Here is an 18,897-nt window from a genome sequence, read left to right as displayed (position 1 = left end):
GAGAAAAGGATGACAAAATCAGAAACGTCTTATGATGAACCATTTAAAAGAGGTCATAAAAAGAAAAAAAGAAAATTTTTACGAATTTTCCTCATTGTGCTTTTTGTATTGATAATACTTTTAGGGGCAGTTGGTGGTAAAGTTTATTTTGATTTGAAGTCAGCGATAAATAAAGCTTATGTTAGTCCACCGACCGAAACGACGAGCGTTTCACTAAAAAACAAAGAAGCTTTTACGACAGCTGTCCTTGGAATAAGCGAAATTAAGGGAAAAGAAGTTTTAGTTTCGGCGGATATGGCAACAACGAATCCTCGCTTGCAACAAACAACAGTTATCAATATTTCAACAAGTGCTTTACTTCCAAATCATCAATCTTTAGGAACTCTTTATAATTCTGGAGGAGCAGCAGCGGTCATTAAAGAAATGGAAGAGCTATTGCAAGTCAAAACGAATAAGTTTGTAAAAATTGATTTTGACCAGATTGGCAAATTGGTTGAGGCAATCGGGGGACTTTCACTTCAAAATGCAAATGTCTTTAATGCTCAAGGTTACAATTTTCCTCAAGGAACAATTAGTTTAAAGAATTCAACAGAGGTAAAGGCCTATCTTACTTTATTAAATGAGTCAGATAGTAAAAAACTCTTTGGAAGACAACAAGAACTTGTGATGGCGACAATGACGAAGCTTAAAAATCCGCAGGTTATTATCGGGCATTTTTCTCAAATTTTGGCTGCTTTTCCTAAAGTTTTTAGAATGAGTTTTAGTTTTGGAAATTTCAAAGCTTTGGTAGTGAATTATCATGGGGCTACAAGGATTAGTAAAATCAATATCCATAGCGATAAAGTGGAGGGACAGTCAGGAGTGACGACAATTTCACAAGCTAATCTTGATTTGGCGAAAATACAATTTCAAGAAAGTTTAAAATAAAAGAATATAAATCATTGGACAAACATCTAATGATTTTTTTATGACATCTATTTAGTAGAAAATGCAATTTTTGACAAAAAGAATGTATTTTTTTAACAGCTTTGACTGCCCTTTTTGGAAGAGTTTATGTATAATAGAATTAGTTAGTTTTGCTATTGATATAGCAGCAGAAATGGAGAGATATAATGCCTAAAAAATTTGGTCGTATTCATCTTGTTGTAATGGACTCTGTCGGAATTGGTGCTGCACCAGATGCTGACAAATTCTTTAATCATGACGTTGAAACGCATGAAGCAATTAATGATGTGAACTCAGACACGATTGGTCATATTTCAGAAATTCGTGGGCTTGATGTGCCTAACCTTCAAAAATTAGGTTGGGGAAATATCCCGCGCGAAAGTCCGCTCAAAACGGTTCCAAAAGCTGATAAACCAGCAGCATATGTCACTAAACTAGAAGAAATTTCAAAAGGTAAGGATACAATGACTGGGCACTGGGAAATTATGGGCTTGAATATTCAAACGCCATTCCCAACTTATCCAGAAGGTTATCCAGAGGATTTACTTGAAAAAATTGAGGAATTTTCTGGCCGTAAAATCATTCGTGAAGCAAATAAACCTTATTCTGGAACAGCAGTCATTGAAGATTTTGGTCCTCGTCAATTGGAAACTGGTGAGTTGATTATTTACACTTCAGCAGACCCTGTTTTGCAAATTGCGGCACATGAAGATGTCATTTCTCGTGAAGAACTTTATAAAATTTGTGAATATGTTCGTTCAATTACCCTTGAAGGGTCTGGAATCATGATTGGCCGAATCATCGCTCGCCCTTATGTTGGAGAAGCTGGAAACTTTGAACGGACTGATGGACGTCGTGACTATGCTTTGTCACCATTTGCTGAAACAGTTTTGGAAAAACTTTATAAGGCTGGAATTGATACTTATTCAGTTGGGAAGATTTCAGATATTTTCAACACAGTAGGTGTGAAATATGATATGGGGCATAATCATAACGATATGGACGGGGTTGACCGTCTGCTTAAAGCAATGACAAAAGCTGAGTTTACTGAAGGATTTTCTTTCACAAACTTAGTTGACTTCGATGCTAAATATGGACATCGTCGCGATGTTGAAGGTTACGGAAAAGCAATTGAAGACTTTGACGGTCGTTTGCCAGAAATCATTGATGCAATGAAAGAAGATGATTTGTTGATGATTACTGCTGACCACGGAAATGACCCTTCATACGTAGGAACTGACCATACTCGTGAATATATTCCACTCGTGATTTTCTCTAAATCATTGAAAGACCCTAAAGTTTTACCAGTGGGACATTTTGCTGATATTTCAGCAACTGTTGCCGAAAACTTCTCTGTTAAGAAGGCTCAAACTGGTGAATCATTCTTGGATGCTTTGGTTTAATAGGAAAAAATTTCTGTCAGTAAATTTTACTGACAGAGTTTAAAAAGAAAGATTTATTTATGGCTAAGAAAGCATTTTGTCAGTCGTGTGGAATGCCAATTGCTGATGATTCTTATAAGGGAACGCAAGCAAATGGAGAGTTTTCAACAGACTATTGTATCTATTGCTATATGCAAGGACGATTTGTCCAACCAGAACTTACTTTTGATGAAATGGTCGAAATTGGGCGAAAAGGTTTAGATAATAATTCAATGCCCAAAATGCAAAAATGGCTTTTCAAAAAGCTTTATCCAATACAACTCAAAGGTTTGAAACGCTGGAAAAATTAAGTTCTTAACTTACTGATAGAAATCCTGTCAGTAAATTTGATAATTATATTAAAAGAAAAGGAAATTAAAAATGCCAACACCACATATCGAAGCTCAAAAAGGCGAAATCGCAGATAAAATTCTCTTACCAGGAGATCCACTTCGCGCAAAATTCATCGCAGAAAACTTCCTTGAAGATGCTGTGCAATTTAACCAAGTTCGCGGAATGCTTGGCTTTACTGGAACTTACAAGGGCCATCGTGTTTCTGTTATGGGAACAGGAATGGGAATTCCTTCAATCTCAATCTATGCTAATGAATTAATTACAGAATACGGTGTAAAAAGATTAATTCGTGTTGGGACTGCTGGTTCTGTAAATGAAGATGTTCATATTCGTGACCTTGTCATTGGGCAAGCAGCTGCGACAACTTCAGCGATTATTCGTAATGATTTCCCTGATTTTGATTTCCCCCAAATTGCTGATTTTGATTTGCTTGATAAAGCATATCATATTGCAAAAGACCTTGGAATTACAACTCACGTTGGAAATATTCTCAGCTCTGATTTGTTCTACGGTGGACCAGATGCAGTTAAAGTTGGAAAACTTGGTGTGAAGGCTGTTGAAATGGAAGCTGCTGGCCTTTATTATCTTGGGGCAAAATATAAAGTTCAAACTTTGGGAATTATGACAATTTCTGACCATATTTTGACTGGAGAATCAACAACTTCTGAAGAGCGTCAATTGACTTTCACAGATATGATGAAAGTTGGTTTGGAAACTTTGATTTCTGAATAATTAGTTAAAGTTCTGTCTTAATGACAGGACTTTTTTATTTATTATCAATAAAAATCCATTTAATCATCTGTGCTTAAAAAATTTTGATATGATGGAATAAACTAGGAAATTAAATTTTCCTTCAAACAAAGGAGAAAAGATGACTTACGAAGATTTTATCAAAGAAGCAGGATTGGCAAGAGAAAATTTTAGATGGGCTTGGGCATTTTGTAATGAGGTTGATGGTCCAATAACTGAGCCAGAATTGGCTGATAAACTTTTAGATTTAGTATTAGAAGGAAAGAAAAGTGCGACGGCTAGCGCTGTAGCTGAGTATGGTGAAGATGAACCATTCCCTTCAGTTGATGGAAAATTTGATATTTTACTAGATGGAAAAGGTCAACCAAGAGCTGCTATTACAACTTCTAAAGTTTATGTGAAAAACTTTTTTGATGTCAGCGCTGAACATGCTTTTAAAGAAGGAGAAGGGGACCAAAGTTTAGACTACTGGCGGAAAGTGCATCAAGACTTTTGGAGTGACTTAAAAGTATATAGTCCTAATATGGAAGTGCTTTGCGAAGAATTTGAAGTTCTTTACCAAAACTAAAAGTAGTAAAAAAATTGTTGACTATTTTTTTAGTCATGCTATAATTATTTTAAAATTATGCTTTATGAAAAGAGGAATAAAATGGAAGAAATACTTATTGTGACTACAAATGAAGTGGCTGGTTATCGAATTACTGAAGTATATGGTGAAGTTTTCGGATTAACAACGCGTTCAAGAAATTTATTTTCAAGTGCCGGTCAACAAATGAAAACTGTTGTAGGTGGCGAAATAAATGGTTATACAAAACTTCAACATGAAACCCGTGAAACTTCGATTGATCATATGAGAGAGGAAGCTAAAGCCAAAGGAGCAAATGCAATTGTTGCGATGCGTTTTGACTCATCGACTTTCCAAAATATTGATTCTGTCGCTGCTTACGGAACAGCTGTTAAAATTGAAAAAATCTAAAGGCTAGCGAAAGCTAGTTTTTTTATTTCCGAACAATTTTTAGTTAAGCCTGCCAAAAGAAATACTATTAAGGGAAAATTCCTTCATTTTTTGTTAGAATAATATTAAAATTAGTATAATTAAACTCAAATATGAGATGCCTTTAGAGGAGAATTATGAAAACGGATATTGAAATTGCTCAAGCTGCTGACATTCAACCTATTACCAAAATTGCTGAAAAGATTGGACTATCATTTGATGATATCGAACTTTATGGTAAATACAAAGCTAAAATTCCTTTAGAGGTTTTAGATAAATTTGATAAAAAGTCTGAAGGAAAACTTGTTTTGGTGACATCAATTAATCCCACACCTGCTGGTGAAGGAAAGTCGACAGTTACTGTCGGTTTGGCTGATGCATTTGCAAGACAAGGTGCAAATGTAATGGTGGCCTTGCGTGAACCTTCTTTAGGGCCTGTTATGGGAATTAAGGGTGGAGCTGCTGGTGGTGGTTTTGCACAGGTATTGCCAATGGAAGATATTAATCTTCATTTTACGGGTGATATTCATGCGATTACAACTGCCAACAATGCTATTTCGGCATTTATTGATAATTCGCTTCATCAAGGAAATCCGTTAAATATCGACCCAAGAAGAATCATTTGGAAACGTGTTGTTGATTTGAATGACCGTGCCCTTCGTCATGTCACTGTTGGACTTGGTGGCCCTTTAAATGGTGTGCCCCGTGAAGATGGTTTTGATATTACAGTAGCCAGTGAAATTATGGCGGTTTTATGTTTGGCAACTTCAATCAGCGATTTGAAAGAACGTTTAGGAAAAATTGTTCTGGCTCAGTCTTATGACCGTAAACCTGTAACCCTTGGTGATTTAGGGGTTCAAGGGGCTATTGCGATGCTCTTGAAAGATGCACTGAAACCAAACCTTGTTCAGACCATTGAGGGAACGCCAGCTTTGATTCACGGTGGGCCTTTTGCCAATATTGCGCATGGTTGTAATTCTGTTTTGGCAACAAAAACAGCCTTAAAACTATCTGATATTGTCATTACAGAAGCTGGGTTTGGAGCTGACCTTGGTGGTGAGAAATTTTTAGATATCAAAACTCGTCAGCTCGGAAAACAACCTGATGCGGTAGTAATTGTGGCTACACTTCGTGCACTTAAAATGCATGGTGGCCTTGATAAAAAAGAATTGACTAAGGAAAACGTAGAGGATGTTAAAAAGGGCTTTGCTAATTTAGAACGTCATATTAAAAATATGCAGAGTTACGGTTTGCCAGTAATTGTGGCAATTAATGAGTTTGCATCAGATACTAAATCTGAAATTTCAGCATTAAAAGAGCTGACAGAAGCATTGGGAGTTCCAGTTTCATTGACCCAAGTCTTTGCTAAGGGTGGTGAAGGTGGTTTAGATTTGGCCGAAAAACTGTCAGGAATGTTACAAGAAAAATCTGATTTTAGCTATCTTTATGACCTAAAAGAGCCATTATCAGCTAAAATTAACAAAGTTGTGACAGAAATTTATGGCGGTTCCAAAGTCAATTATTCACTAAAGGCTAAGCGTCAGATGAGAGAAATTGAAGAAAATGGTTGGAATGATTTGCCAGTATGCATGGCTAAAACTCAATATTCATTTTCAGACCAACCAAATCTTTTAGCGGCGCCAGAAGGCTTTGAAGTTACAGTTCGTGAGCTACTTCCAAAAATTGGAGCTGGATTTATCGTTGCTCTTTTGGGGGACGTGATGACAATGCCAGGGCTTCCTAAAAATCCAGCAGCTTTAAAAATGGATGTCACTGATGATGGAAAAATCTCAGGATTATTTTAGAAATGAGTTTAAGTGATTTTGTTACGTAAAGATTAAATGTAAATTTTTTCGGTAACAAATTTACAAAAAATTAAAAACTTGTAAAACCGCTTGTCAAGCGGTTTTTTTGTGTTATACTTGCTAACAATGTTGAAAAAAATAATTATTTCTGCAGCACTTCTTACAAGTTTTAGTGCTGCCCTGATTGCAAATCCTGCAAAAGCGGATTCAGTATTTGATGATAATAAAGCACAAAGTTCACTGACAGATTTGCCAGCAGCAACAAATTCACTTGATGTTTTAACAAAAACAATGAATGATACTGTTAGTGCCGTTTCAAAAGTAGAAAAAACACAAAGTGCGGCTAAAGAAGTTCAGACACGAGCTGACAAACTTGTCAGTACAGCCAAAAAATATTTAGGTGTTCCCTATGTTTGGGGTGGAACTACACCAGCTGGCTTTGATTGTTCAGGATTCACAAGTTACGTCTATAGAGAAGTTTTAGGTAAAGAAATTGGTCGTACAACTTGGGACCAAATTGCAAGTGGAAAACAAATCGGGCTTGACCAAGCCAAAGTTGGAGATTTGATTATCTTTTATGGTGGAGACCATGTGGGAATTTATCTTGGAAATGGCCAAGTGATTCATGCACCACAACCTGGTGAGTCAGTTAAAATCAGTTCTGTTACTGATATGTCGGCTGATTTTGCATTAGAGTATTAAATATAATAGAAGGAAATAGCATTTATTGCTATTTTTTTGTTATTCTTATAGCTAAATCTGGCTATAAGTTTTTTTTATGGCAAAGGTCTTAAGTTCGTGTTAAGATAGGTCTATCAAATTTTTAAAGGGGAACTTTTATGAGAACATCACTAAAGGTCACATTTGCCGCTCTTTCACTTATCGCTGCTGGAACTTTGGTTGCATGCTCATCAGGTTCAAAAGATTCATCAGATAAAGCCACATCTGTTGTGATTGCGACAGATGGGGCAACAAAGCCATTTACTTATTCAGATAGTCAAGGAAATTTAACGGGTTACGATATTGAGGTTGCTCGTGCGGTTTTCAAGAAATTGCCACAATATAAAGTGAAATTTCAAGTGACAGATTTTTCTGGGATTGCACCAGGGATTGATTCTGGTCGTTACCAAATGGGAGCCAATGATTTTGGCTGGGAAAAAAGTAGAGCTGAAAAATATTATTTTTCATCACCACTATCAAAATCAAACAATGCAGTTCTTGTGAAGTCTGGGACTTATAAAACTTTGGCGGATTTGGCTGGGAAATCGACAATTGGTAATCCAGCATCAAATTATACTAAGTCAATTCAAGATTGGAACAAAGCCAATCCAGATAAAGAAATCAAAATTAGTTACTCAGCAGATTCTACTTCAATTAACACAAGATTCACGCAAGTTGAATCAGGAAAAATTGATTTCATGCTTTATGATAAGATTTCTTTAGAGTCTGCAGTTAAAGAACAAGGTTTTGACAATCTAAAAATTGAAGATATCAGTATGGATACTGGTGATGCTGAACATGACGGTTATGAATATTTCCTCTTTGGCAAAGATTCGCAAGGTAAAAAACTTCAAAAAGATGTGAATGGAGTTTTGGCAAAAATGCAGGCTGATGGTAGTTTGGCGAAAATTTCCAAGAAATATCTTGGTGGGGATTTCGTGCCAAAAGCAGAAATGTTTAAGTAAATTTTACTGACAAGAAATTTAACCTAAAATCTAAGAGTTGTCAGTAAAATATTTGTCTCTTGGCAAATCAAAATTTACTGACAGTTCAGTTCGTAAAAAATAGAAGAAAAAATGACCAAAATTTTGTATAATAGTAGAAGTGATGGTCAGGTAAAAAATCGAACTTATAAGTAAAAATATTAAATGATAAGTTCAATAAATCCGAATAAACTCTGTCACTTTTTTACTGACAGAGTTTTCCCTATTAGAAAAATAAAAAATATGAAAAAAAATAAAAAAATAATTCTTGGGATTGTCTTGCTTTTGGCTTTAATTATCTTGCCAGCTCTTCCCTTTCTCTTAATCAAAGGCCAGTATAATTTTCATGATTTTTGGACCATGTTTTTCACAAAGATTTTTAGTTGGTCAGCATTTGTAGATGCCTTTTTACCAATTATAAAAATGATTCCGTCGTCTCTTGAAATGACAATAATTGCCATGGTCTTTGGGTTACTTTTAGGACTCATTCTTGCTTTGGTTCGTATTAATAAAATTCCAATTTTGAATCAATTGCGTGCTTTGTTTGTTAGTTTCATTCGTGGAACCCCTATCTTGGTGCAATTATACCTTTCATATACAGGGATTCCGTTGATTTTAAAAGCAATCAATATGAATTATGGAACGAATTTTAATGTCAATACAATTCCAGCTATGCTTTTTGTCATTGTTGCTTTTGCACTCAACGAAGGAGCTTATAACTCGGAAACAATTCGTGCTGCAATTCAATCCGTTGATAAAGGACAAATCGAAGCAGCCAAATCACTCGGAATGACAAACTTCCAAGTTTTTATGCGTGTGACTTTACCTGAAGCAGCAACCGTTGCAACGGCTCCTTTAGGAAACGCTCTGATTGGACTTTTGAAATCAACTTCACTTGCCTTCGTTGCAGGTGTGGTAGAAATGACAGCTCGTGCTCAAATTATTGGGGGCTCAACCTTCCGTTTATTTGAAACTTATTTATCCTTAGCTTTAGTTTACTGGCCAATTTGTATTATTTTTGAACTCTTAATTCGTGGATTAGAGCGTAAATTAGACGTAAGAATGCCAAATGACAAACGTAAAAATCGTGCACAAATTTCATTGAGCAAAAATCCATTTAACCAAGCCTAAGGAGGACGATAATGATTAAAATTACAAATATAAGTAAAACATTTTCGGGTAATCAAGTTCTCAACGACATTAGCTTGGAAATTGAAGAAGGAGATGTTGTTGCCCTTATTGGCGCTTCTGGTGCTGGTAAATCAACCTTTCTCCGGGCTTTAAATGATCTTGAAAGACCAGATAGTGGTCAAATTGAAATTGATGACTTAAAGATTGATTATTCGACAATCACAAAGCAAGAAGTACTTGAGCTTCGCAGAAAGACTGGAATGGTTTTTCAACAATTTAATCTTTTTGAACGTCGGACTGCCCTTGAAAATGTAATGGAAGGGTTGATTCAGGTTAAAAAATTATCTAAGGCGCAAGCAAAAGAGATTGCCGAAGCTGAATTAGATAAGGTTGGTCTAACTGACCGGAAAGATTACTATCCAAAATTTTTATCAGGTGGTCAAAAACAAAGGGTTGGAATCGCTCGTGCTTTAGCGATGCAACCAAAACTTTTACTTTTAGATGAACCGACATCTGCCCTTGACCCTGAATTAGTTGGTGAAGTTCAAGAAGTAATTTTAAATGCAGCTCAAAATAAACAAACAATGGTTCTTGTCAGTCATGAAATGGACTTTGTTTATAATGTAGCAACAAAAGTGCTTTTTCTTGAACAAGGGAAAATCATTGAAGCGGGAACTCCTCAAGAAGTTTTCTACTCACCAAAAAATCCTCGTACACGAGAGTTTTTATCACGTCATGTCAAGAATTTAGAGGTTAATAACTAAAATGATGATTTTACAGTTTTATTTAAAAGGTCTATTAATTTCAGCTATCTTTGTTTTATTGGTAGGTGGATTATATGCGTTCACTTACCTTGTGCGAAATACGAAAAAACCGTGGACTGAAAGAAGAAACCGAATTTTTGATTTAATTTTAGTTGGTATTTTAACGACGCCTATCTTGAGTTTTGCTGTTTTAGGAGTACTTGTAATACTAAGAATTCGTGGACTTTGATTTTTATTTATGCTTTAAATAAATCTAATTAATGGAAAAATATCGTTTGACAATGTAAAATGGTGCTATAAGATTTTAGATATTAGAAAAAAGAGTTTTTAGAACTAATAAAAAAGGGCTCAAGTTTGCTGAAATGCTAGCTTGAGTTTATGAATTTAAGGGGAGTTCTTTAGCTCTTAGAAAAGGGATTAAAAATGACAGAAAAGAAATATGATGTTGTCATCATTGGTTCAGGCCCTGCGGGAATGACTGCAGCGATGTATACTGCACGTTCTGAAATGAAAACTTTGCTTTTAGAACGTGGTGTTCCTGGTGGTCAAATGAATAACACAGCTGAGATTGAAAATTATCCTGGCTATGAAACAATCATGGGTCCTGAACTTTCAATGAAAATGGCTGAACCTTTGGAAGGTTTAGGTGTAGAAAATGCTTATGGTTTTGTGACGGCTATTGAAGACCATGGGGATTACAAAAAAATTATCACAGAAGATGATGAGTTTGTCACTAAATCAATTATTATTGCGACAGGGGCTAATCACCGTAAGCTTGAAATTCCCGGTGAGGAAGAATATGGGGCTCGCGGAGTTTCCTACTGTGCCGTTTGTGATGGTGCTTTCTTTAGAAACCAAGAAATTTTAGTTATTGGTGGTGGTGACTCTGCTGTTGAAGAAGCTCTCTACTTGACTCGTTTTGGTCAATCCGTAACAATTATGCATCGTCGTGATAAATTGCGTGCACAAGAAATTATCCAACAAAGAGCTTTCAAAGAAGAAAAAATCAACTTTATTTGGGATTCTGTTCCTATGGAAATTAAAGGGGATGACAAAAAAGTTCAATCCGTTGTTTATAAAAACGTTAAAACAGGTGAAGTAACTGAAAAAGCTTTTGGTGGAATCTTCATTTATGTGGGACTTGACCCAGTTGCTGAATTTGCTGGTAATCTTGGAATTACTGATGAAGCCGGTTGGATTATTACCGATGACCATATGAGAACAAGTCTACCTGGTATTTTTGCCGTAGGTGATGTTCGTCAAAAAGATTTCCGTCAAATCACTACAGCTATTGGTGATGGAGCGCAAGCAGCTCAAGAAGCTTATAAATTTGTAGCTGAACTTGATTAAAATAAAAAATTACTGACAAAATCGTCAGTAATTTTTTATTAAAGGATTCGGAATGACTTTTAATCGAAAATATGGTAAAATGTAAGTAACTCAATTTTGAAAAAGGAGATTAGGTTTATCGCCTAAGTAATTTATAAGACTATGGAAAAAGTAATTTATGACATTTTGCTTGTTGCAATGCTTGTAGTTTCAGCATTTATTATTGTAGCGATTTTCATGCAACCTTCAAAACAAGATGGAGCAGCAGATGCTTTTTCGGGTGGAACAGGTGAATTGTTTGAACGTCGTAAAGCGCGCGGTTTTGAGGCAGTGATGCAGCGTTTTACAGCAATCATGATTGGCTTATGGCTAGTTATTGGATTTGCTCTTGTTGTTTTATCAACACGTTAAAATTGCGGGCTGAAAACAGTCCGTATTTTATTTTCTTATAAATGTTTTTCTAATTGCGTCAAATGTTTAGTTGTCCAAATTGTCAGTGGTAGAATTGATTCTATCAGTCAAAAATGTCTGATAAAATGATTAATACCACTGATAATCTCTTAAAATATTAGCTAAAAAATCAAGTTAATATTTGAAACAAAAAAAGAAAGGGGCTTTTTGTCCAATTTTTGTGGTCAAAAAGTTCATTGAGAGAATATAATGAGTATTAGAGAAGTAATCATGGACTATCTTGAGAATAGTTCAAAAAAAGCACTGTCAGTAGAAGAATTGTCAGTTGCGTTACATATGAATAAGGCTAAAGATTACAAAGTATTTGTCAAAACTTTAGCTTCACTAGAAGCCGAGCATTTGCTTAATTTTACTGCAAAAGGTAAAGTTGAACTAGCCGAAAAAGAAGAGGCAAAAGTTGTCATCAGCGGAATTTTCCGGGCCAATGCAGCTGGCTTTGGTTTTGTCAGCATTGATGCTGAAGAACCAGACGTTTTTGTCGCAAGAGGCCAAACGGCTTTCGCCCTTGATGGTGACGAAGTTTTTATTGAAATTGATAAAAATGCCAATGCGCTCAAAGGAACTTCTGCTGAAGGGCATGTTGTCGAAATCATTCGCCATGACGTCCATCAGGTTGTTGGAACTTTTGTAGCTTTGAATGATGATGAAAAAGAGCAAACAGGACTGATTGGTTTTGTTAAATCTCGGAATAAAAAAATCCCTTATCGTGTTTATTTAGGAAATGAAGGATTAATTCCTGAAAATAAAGCGATTGTTCGTGTTGAAATCACTCATTATCCAGATAAGGAATTTCCACAGACAATGCAAGGATTAGTCACTGAAATTATTGGTCAAGCAGATGACCAAGGAATTGACGTTTTGGAAGTTTTGGCTTCAATGGATATTGTTTCTGAATTTCCAAAAGAAGTTTTAGACCAAGCTGAAGCTGTTCCAGAAGAAGTTCCAGAAAATGAAATTGTGGGACGGGTCGATTATCGTAATGAAATCACTTTTACAATTGATGGAGCAGACGCAAAAGACCTTGATGATGCTGTGCATGCTAAACGTTTGGAAAATGGAAACTATGAATTAGGAGTACATATTGCGGATGTTTCACACTACGTCACTGAAAATTCTCCATTAGATAAAGAAGCTTACGAACGTGGAACTTCTGTTTATGTGACGGATCGAGTAGTTCCAATGCTGCCAGAACGTCTCTCTAATGGAATTTGTTCATTGAATCCTCGAATCAATCGTCTAACACAGTCTTGTGTCATGGAAATTAGTCCTGAAGGTCGAGTGATCAACTATCAAATTTCTCAATCAATTATTAAAACGACAGAAAGAATGACTTATGATGCCGTTAATCAAATGATTGCAGGAGATGAGGCAGCACTTGAAAAATATGCTAAAATTGCAGATTCTGTAAAAATAATGGTTGAACTTCACCATATTTTAGAAGCCATGCGTAAAAGACGCGGGGCCATTGATTTTGATACTGTAGAAGCGAAAATCATTGTCAATGAAAAAGGACTGCCAATTGAAATTAGAAAACGAACACGTGGCATTGCTGAGCGAATGATTGAATCATTCATGCTTGAAGCGAATGAAACAGTCGCGACACATTTTGAAGCGCATGGACTGCCTTTTATCTATCGGATTCACGAACAACCAAAAGCTGATAGATTGCAACGTTTTATTGATTTTGCAGCAACTTTTGGAATGCAAATTGAAGGAACTTCAAATGGTATTGATCAGAAGGTTTTACAAGCTTTCATGAAGAAAATTAAAGGTCAGCCTGGCGAAATGGTCTTGTCAACTATGTTGTTACGGAGTATGCAACAAGCTCGTTATTCAGAAAACAATGAGGGTCACTTTGGTTTAGCTGCGGAAAATTATACGCACTTTACTTCACCAATTCGTCGATATCCCGATTTGTTGGTTCATCGATTGATTCGTGAAATTGGTGAGGGAAAAACACCAGCTAATATTTTACAAAAATGGGAAGATAAAATTCCTGAAATTGCAGAACATTCTAGTCATCGTGAACGCCGGGCGGTTGATGCTGAACGTGAAGTTGAAAAAATGAAAAAAGCCGAATTCATGGAAGAACATGTGGGTGAAGAGTTTGAAGGGATTATTGCTTCAGTTACCCGTTTTGGAATGTTTATTGAACTTGAAAATACGATTGAAGGTTTAGTTCATATTTCAACCCTTAAAGGTGATTATTTTAATTATCAAGAACGAATGTTGGCGCTTATTGGCGAACGAAGTGGACTTACCTTTAAAATTGGTCAGCCTATTAAAATAAAAGTTGTCAAAGCTGATAGAATGACTGGGGAGATTGATTTTGAATATCTACCTTCAGAATTAGATTTGATTGATAAAGCAGAGAAAGCGAAGAGAAAATCTGAACATAAGGGTCGCAAAAAATCAAATCAATCTCTTAAGGTTAAATCAGTAGCGACAAAATCTACTGACAAATCTGCTAATAAATCAAAAAATGGCAGAAGAGCTGACGAGAAATCTGAATTTGATAAAAAGAAAAAGAAATCTGCTAAGAAACCATTTTACAGTAAAGCTGCTAAGGGCAAATTTACTGACAAAAAAGATAATGGCAAAAAATTTACTGACGGAAGAAAAAAGCCACATAAAAGAGGCTAAAATTTGAGAGAAAAAAATATGACAACTTTGAATTTAGAAAAAACAGCCTTGGTTATTATTGACCTACAAAAAGGAATTGCAGGGCGTGAGGGATTTGCTCCTTATTCTGAACAAGAGGTTTTAGCTAAAAATAAAGAACTTGTAACAAGTTTAAAAAATACAGGCGCTTTAATTGTTTTTGTTCACGTCAAAAACTACGGTGGCGAAACTTTAAAACCAAAAACTGACAATCCAGCTGTTGCACAAGGACAAATTCCGGCAGATTTTGCTGATTTTGTCATGCCTGAAGCATATGATAAAGAATATAATAATGTCATTCATGTCGCTAAACATAACTGGGGCGCATTTTATGGCACGGATTTAGATGTCCAATTACGTCGTCGTGGAATTGATGAAATCCTCTTGACTGGAATTGCTACAACGATCGGTTGTGATACTACGGCCCGTGAAGCTTTCCAGCATGGTTATCAAGTTATTGCTATTGAAGATGCAATGACAGATTTTAATGGACAACTCCATCAAGGAATTGTTGAGGGAATTTTCCCTCGTCTTGGACGAGTTCGCTCAACACAAGAAGTTTTAAAAATGATTGAAGAAAGTAAATAAGTTTGGGATAAATATTTTACTGACAGACTGTTTAGGAGTGGCTGTCAGTAAATTTTCCTAGAATTATTTAGTGAATAAATAATATGAAAAATCGCTTAAAGTTAATTGGAAAAATTCTTGTCAGCATTATTTTAGTATTTGCTCTGATTATTGGCTCTTATGTCATCTATGTTTATGCACAATATCATCGCCTTCCTAATGATATGAAGCAGACAATTAAAAATCCTCAAACTCAGCAAGTTGAGCTGGGACAAACCTATAAAATGATGACTTTTAATATCGGTTATGGATCTTACCCTCCTTCTTTCAATTTTTTCATGGATGGTGGGGATGATGTGCGAGCTTATAGTAAATCTGCTGTCAAATCTGCAATTCAAGAAGATATCAGACTTATTAATAAAGAGAAGCCAGACTTTGGAAATATTCAAGAAATTGATTGGCAAGGAGATCGCAGCCAACAAGTAAATGAACCTCAAATGGTTCGTGCTGGCCTTCCCGATTATACCAGTGTTCTGACACAGAATTACGATTCAGCCTATCTTTTTTATCCGGTGACCAAGCCAATTGGAAAAGCTAAATCTGGAATTATGACTTATTCTAAATATGAAATTGAAAGTTCAACAAGATATAAGTTGCCTATCGAAACTAATTTTAATAAATTTTTTGATTTAGACCGAGCTTTTTCTGTCAGTATTTTGCCAATTAAGAATTCAGATAAAAAATTCGTAATCTTTAATACACATCTGTCAGCATTTATCACTGACCAAAAAATTCAAAAACAACAATTATTGACTTTATTTGATGAGATGAAAAAGTATGTTTCTAAAGGAGATTATGTCATTTGTGGGGCTGATTATAACCATGCCTTAGCTGGTAAAGCTCATCCAGAATTAACATGGATGAAGGAATTTCCCACGGAAAATTTGACAAAAGGAATGCGAGTGGTCGCACCAACCAATGCCCCAACTGTTCGTTCACTTGATTATGCCTATGATAAGAAAAATCCTAAAAATACATTTGGAATTATTGATGGATTTCTTGTTTCAAATAATATAAAAGACTTAAAAATACAAACCATTGATAATCAGTTCAAATCATCGGACCACCAGCCGGTCGTCATGGATTTCTCTTTGGAAAAGTAAAAAAAGCGCTAAGCGCTTTTTTATTTTACTTAAAAATAATTCCCAGTAACAACGTAAGGGCAAGAGAAGCATTAAATAACATCAGATTGTCAATTTGAAGGTGGAAAGTCTCTGATTTACTTTGTTTGGCTCTAAATTTTTTAATATTAGGAATAACTTTCAGGGCAATGATGCCCATTATTAATGACCAAATTGGTAAAATTCCCAAAGCAATGGCAATTAAAATACAAAGTCCAGCAAATAAATATAGTCCAGTAAATACTTTTAAACTGCGTGGAATCTTTAGATAATAAGGTAAAGTATAACGCTCATTACGAATGTCCTGTTCTAAATCGCAAATATTATCAGAAAACATAATATTAAAATTTTGAACAAAACACATTAGACCGACTAGAAGGATTGGTAAAAGAATCTTAAAATCCCAAGTCCATGTCATGAACCAATTCCTGTCAAAATTAATGAAAAAATAGCCTTTATCATAAGAATTAATATAGACAGCAAGGAAAAAACCAAAGAATCCTTCGCAAAGACCGGCTAAAATTTCGCCCAAAGGAAAACGAGAAAAAGCAAAAGGACCATAAGTATAGAAAATAGCAATTAAGAAACAAAGTCCACCAATTGGTAAAATCGCAAGATTAGTCAAGAAAAGAACAATTAGTCCAACGACTACATCAATCGCTAAAAGTGCCAAACAAATGTTTAAAGCAAGTTTAGGATTAATCGATTTAGCAACGATAATATTCCATTTCTTATATTCAGGATCAAGTGCTTTTTGATAATCCATCAGATTATTCCAAGCCGAAACAAAAAGATTAATGCTTGCTAAACCAATAAAAAATAGAAGCGTAGGCCAAAAATGAAAACTTCCAAAGTACCAAAAGGCAAAAAGACAGCCAGCAATCGGTGATAATAATGCTGCGGGCAAGGTTTGAATACGTGTAAAATTAAAAAAAGTTTTTAAAGTCATGATAAGCTGATTATAGCAAAAACTAGCCAATAAATCATGAATGATTTTGACTGACAGAGCTGTCAGCAAAAGTTTATTTTACTGACAAGAAAATTGACTGAAAATTTAAATAAAAATGTTATAATAGGATAAAAATTTGAATGGAGAAACAAAATGCGCGCAGTTGTAACAGTAGTAGGAGCAGATAAAATTGGGATTGTTGCTGGAGTCACAGCAACATTGGCAGAACTTGAAGCAAATATCATTGAAATTTCACAAACCTTGATGAGTGGAGCTTTTACCATGATGATGGTAGTTGAAACACAAAATAGTGATTTTTCAGCCTTTCAAGCAGAACTTTCAAGAAAAGGTGAAGCCTTGGGTGTCAATATTCATGTTCAAAATGAAGCAATTTTTAACGCCATGCACAAATTATAATTTACTGACAGAAAAAAATTAGCCAATAAATGACTTTTATTTAAAAGTATTTTTACTGACAGCACGAAAAAAATTTCTGTCAGTAAAATTTTAATCAAAACTAAGGAAATTAAATAATGGATATTCAAAATATCAAAGAAACAATTGCGATGATTGAAGAACAAAATTTCGACATTCGCACAATAACAATGGGAATCAGTCTTCTTGATTGTATCGATGCTGATATTGATAAAGCAGCTGAAAAAATCTATCAAAAAATTGTCAAAAAAGCAGGAAAACTTGTTGAAGTAGGTAACGAGATTGGACATGAACTCGGTATTAAAATTGTCAATAAACGTGTTTCTGTAACACCCATTGCAATTATCGGAGCAGCAACAGCTGCTGATGATTACACACCACTTGCTCTTGCGATGGATCGTGCAGCAAAAGAGATTGGCATTGACTTTATTGGTGGCTATTCTGCTCTTGTGCAAAAAGGCTATCAAAAAGGTGATGAAATTTTGATTAAATCAATGCCTAAAGCACTAGCAGCAACTGAGCGCGTCTGTGCTTCGGTAAATGTTGGTTCAACTAAAACAGGTATTAATATGACAGCAGTTCGAGATATGGGTGAAACCATCAAAATCATGTCTAAAGGTGATAAATGGCTCAATGCCAAACTTGTTGTCTTTGCTAATGCCGTTGAAGACAATCCATTTATGGCAGGAGCTTTTCATGGAGTTGGGGAAGCAGATACGATTATCAACGTCGGAGTTTCAGGACCTGGTGTAGTTAAACGTGCTCTTGAAAAAGTCCGCGGAGAATCTTTTGATATTTTAGCCGAAACCATTAAAAAGACAGCTTTTAAAATTACAAGAATTGGTCAACTTGTTGGTCAAATGGCTTCAGAAAGACTTAATGTTGAATTTGGAATAGTTGATTTATCACTCGCACCTACACCAGCAATTGGCGATTCGGTTGCACGTGTTTTGGAAGAAATGGGACTTGAAACTGTTGGGACTCATGGAACAACAGCCGCTCTTGCAATGCTTAACGACGCCGTGAAAAAAGGCGGAGTTATGGCAGCTGAACGTGTTGGTGGACTTTCAGGAGCCTTTATCCCAGTTTCAGAAGACGAAGGAATGATTGCCGCTGTCAATTCTGGAGCATTGAATATTGAAAAATTAGAAGCCATGACTTGTGTTTGTTCAGTTGGCTTGGATATGATTGCAATTCCTGAAGAAACACCGGCATCTACCATTGCAGCAATGATTGCTGATGAAGCCGCTATCGGGGTCATTAATCAAAAAACGACAGCAGTACGGATTATTCCAATGGGCAAAGAAGGCGAACAAATCGAATTTGGTGGACTTTTCGGTGTAGCACCAGTTATGAGAGTAAACAAAGCATCGTCAGCAGATTTTATTGCTCGTGGCGGTCAAATTCCAGCACCAATTCATTCATTTAAAAACTAAA

General features: G+C 35.6%; 20 protein-coding genes. 19 read left to right on the top strand and 1 reads right to left on the bottom strand.

Annotation, left to right across the window (positions count from 1 at the left end; genetic code table 11):
* Positions 1 to 9 precede the first annotated feature (9 nt).
* The 17 genes from LDP15_RS04835 (at position 10) to LDP15_RS04755 (ending at position 16,058) form a co-directional block, all read left to right on the top strand.
* Positions 10 to 927 carry an LCP family protein gene (locus LDP15_RS04835; protein ID WP_042230241.1) on the top strand — a complete coding sequence of 306 codons (918 nt, stop codon included), beginning with the start codon at positions 10 to 12 and terminating at the stop codon, positions 925 to 927.
* A 185-nt stretch (positions 928 to 1,112) separates the two neighbouring features.
* Positions 1,113 to 2,348 carry a phosphopentomutase gene (locus tag LDP15_RS04830; protein WP_004255006.1) on the top strand — a complete coding sequence of 412 codons (1,236 nt, stop codon included), beginning with the start codon at positions 1,113 to 1,115 and terminating at the stop codon, positions 2,346 to 2,348.
* A gap of 59 nt (positions 2,349 to 2,407) precedes the next feature.
* Positions 2,408 to 2,677 (top strand): zinc ribbon domain-containing protein, encoded by a 270-nt coding sequence (locus LDP15_RS04825; protein WP_015426223.1) that lies wholly within the window; start codon positions 2,408 to 2,410, stop codon positions 2,675 to 2,677.
* A gap of 70 nt (positions 2,678 to 2,747) precedes the next feature.
* Positions 2,748 to 3,452 (top strand): purine-nucleoside phosphorylase, encoded by a 705-nt coding sequence (gene deoD / locus LDP15_RS04820; RefSeq protein WP_004255010.1) that lies wholly within the window; start codon positions 2,748 to 2,750, stop codon positions 3,450 to 3,452.
* Positions 3,453 to 3,591: 139 nt separating this feature from the next.
* Positions 3,592 to 4,038, top strand: a complete 447-nt coding sequence (locus LDP15_RS04815) for an ASCH domain-containing protein (protein WP_015426224.1) — start codon at positions 3,592 to 3,594, stop codon at positions 4,036 to 4,038.
* A gap of 81 nt (positions 4,039 to 4,119) precedes the next feature.
* Positions 4,120 to 4,446 (top strand): heavy metal-binding domain-containing protein, encoded by a 327-nt coding sequence (locus LDP15_RS04810; protein WP_225513308.1) that lies wholly within the window; start codon positions 4,120 to 4,122, stop codon positions 4,444 to 4,446.
* A gap of 155 nt (positions 4,447 to 4,601) precedes the next feature.
* Positions 4,602 to 6,269, top strand: coding sequence for a formate--tetrahydrofolate ligase (locus LDP15_RS04805; protein WP_015426225.1), 1,668 nt, complete (start codon positions 4,602 to 4,604; stop codon positions 6,267 to 6,269).
* Positions 6,270 to 6,395: 126 nt separating this feature from the next.
* A complete protein-coding gene (locus LDP15_RS04800) occupies positions 6,396 to 6,971 on the top strand; it encodes a C40 family peptidase (RefSeq protein ID WP_042230245.1) in 576 nt (191 codons plus the stop codon).
* A 137-nt stretch (positions 6,972 to 7,108) separates the two neighbouring features.
* The gene (locus LDP15_RS04795; RefSeq protein ID WP_015426227.1) at positions 7,109 to 7,954 is read left to right on the top strand and encodes an amino acid ABC transporter substrate-binding protein; all 846 of its coding nucleotides are present in this window, start codon (positions 7,109 to 7,111) and stop codon (positions 7,952 to 7,954) included.
* Between the two features lie 261 nt (positions 7,955 to 8,215).
* Positions 8,216 to 9,103: an amino acid ABC transporter permease gene (locus LDP15_RS04790; RefSeq protein WP_042230247.1), complete on the top strand. Its 888-nt coding sequence runs from the start codon at positions 8,216 to 8,218 to the stop codon at positions 9,101 to 9,103.
* Between the two features lie 11 nt (positions 9,104 to 9,114).
* Entirely contained in the window at positions 9,115 to 9,867 is a 753-nt protein-coding gene (locus tag LDP15_RS04785) for an amino acid ABC transporter ATP-binding protein (RefSeq protein WP_004255031.1), read from the top strand.
* A 1-nt stretch (position 9,868) separates the two neighbouring features.
* A complete protein-coding gene (locus LDP15_RS04780; protein WP_004255037.1) occupies positions 9,869 to 10,096 on the top strand; it encodes a DUF4059 family protein in 228 nt (75 codons plus the stop codon).
* 194 nt (positions 10,097 to 10,290) lie between these two features.
* Positions 10,291 to 11,217, top strand: a complete 927-nt coding sequence (trxB, locus tag LDP15_RS04775) for a thioredoxin-disulfide reductase (RefSeq protein ID WP_010905642.1) — start codon at positions 10,291 to 10,293, stop codon at positions 11,215 to 11,217.
* A gap of 141 nt (positions 11,218 to 11,358) precedes the next feature.
* Entirely contained in the window at positions 11,359 to 11,607 is a 249-nt protein-coding gene (gene secG / locus LDP15_RS04770) for a preprotein translocase subunit SecG (RefSeq protein ID WP_003130913.1), read from the top strand.
* Between the two features lie 249 nt (positions 11,608 to 11,856).
* Complete coding sequence (gene rnr, locus LDP15_RS04765; RefSeq protein WP_015426229.1) at positions 11,857 to 14,310, top strand: ribonuclease R; 2,454 nt, start codon at positions 11,857 to 11,859, stop codon at positions 14,308 to 14,310.
* Positions 14,311 to 14,328: 18 nt separating this feature from the next.
* Positions 14,329 to 14,916 carry an isochorismatase family protein gene (locus LDP15_RS04760; RefSeq protein WP_225513307.1) on the top strand — a complete coding sequence of 196 codons (588 nt, stop codon included), beginning with the start codon at positions 14,329 to 14,331 and terminating at the stop codon, positions 14,914 to 14,916.
* An 83-nt stretch (positions 14,917 to 14,999) separates the two neighbouring features.
* Positions 15,000 to 16,058 (top strand): endonuclease, encoded by a 1,059-nt coding sequence (locus tag LDP15_RS04755; RefSeq protein WP_010905645.1) that lies wholly within the window; start codon positions 15,000 to 15,002, stop codon positions 16,056 to 16,058.
* Between the two features lie 25 nt (positions 16,059 to 16,083).
* On the opposite strand, the gene LDP15_RS04750 is transcribed toward LDP15_RS04755, so the two are convergent.
* A complete protein-coding gene (locus tag LDP15_RS04750; RefSeq protein WP_136122456.1) occupies positions 16,084 to 17,025 on the bottom strand; it encodes a UbiA family prenyltransferase in 942 nt (313 codons plus the stop codon).
* A gap of 153 nt (positions 17,026 to 17,178) precedes the next feature.
* Here LDP15_RS04750 and LDP15_RS04745 point away from each other — a divergent pair, with 153 nt between their 5' ends.
* A complete protein-coding gene (locus tag LDP15_RS04745; RefSeq protein ID WP_003130922.1) occupies positions 17,179 to 17,442 on the top strand; it encodes an ACT domain-containing protein in 264 nt (87 codons plus the stop codon).
* A 116-nt stretch (positions 17,443 to 17,558) separates the two neighbouring features.
* Positions 17,559 to 18,896 carry a PFL family protein gene (locus LDP15_RS04740; RefSeq protein ID WP_003130925.1) on the top strand — a complete coding sequence of 446 codons (1,338 nt, stop codon included), beginning with the start codon at positions 17,559 to 17,561 and terminating at the stop codon, positions 18,894 to 18,896.
* Position 18,897 lies beyond the last annotated feature (1 nt).

Origin of the sequence: Lactococcus sp. SK2-659 (assembly GCF_020218185.2) — a bacterium.
Classification (GTDB): Bacteria; Bacillota; Bacilli; order Lactobacillales; family Streptococcaceae; genus Lactococcus; species Lactococcus lactis.
The sequence above is the reverse complement of the archived record's forward strand: the minus strand, read 5'-3'. Positions and strand labels throughout refer to the sequence as shown.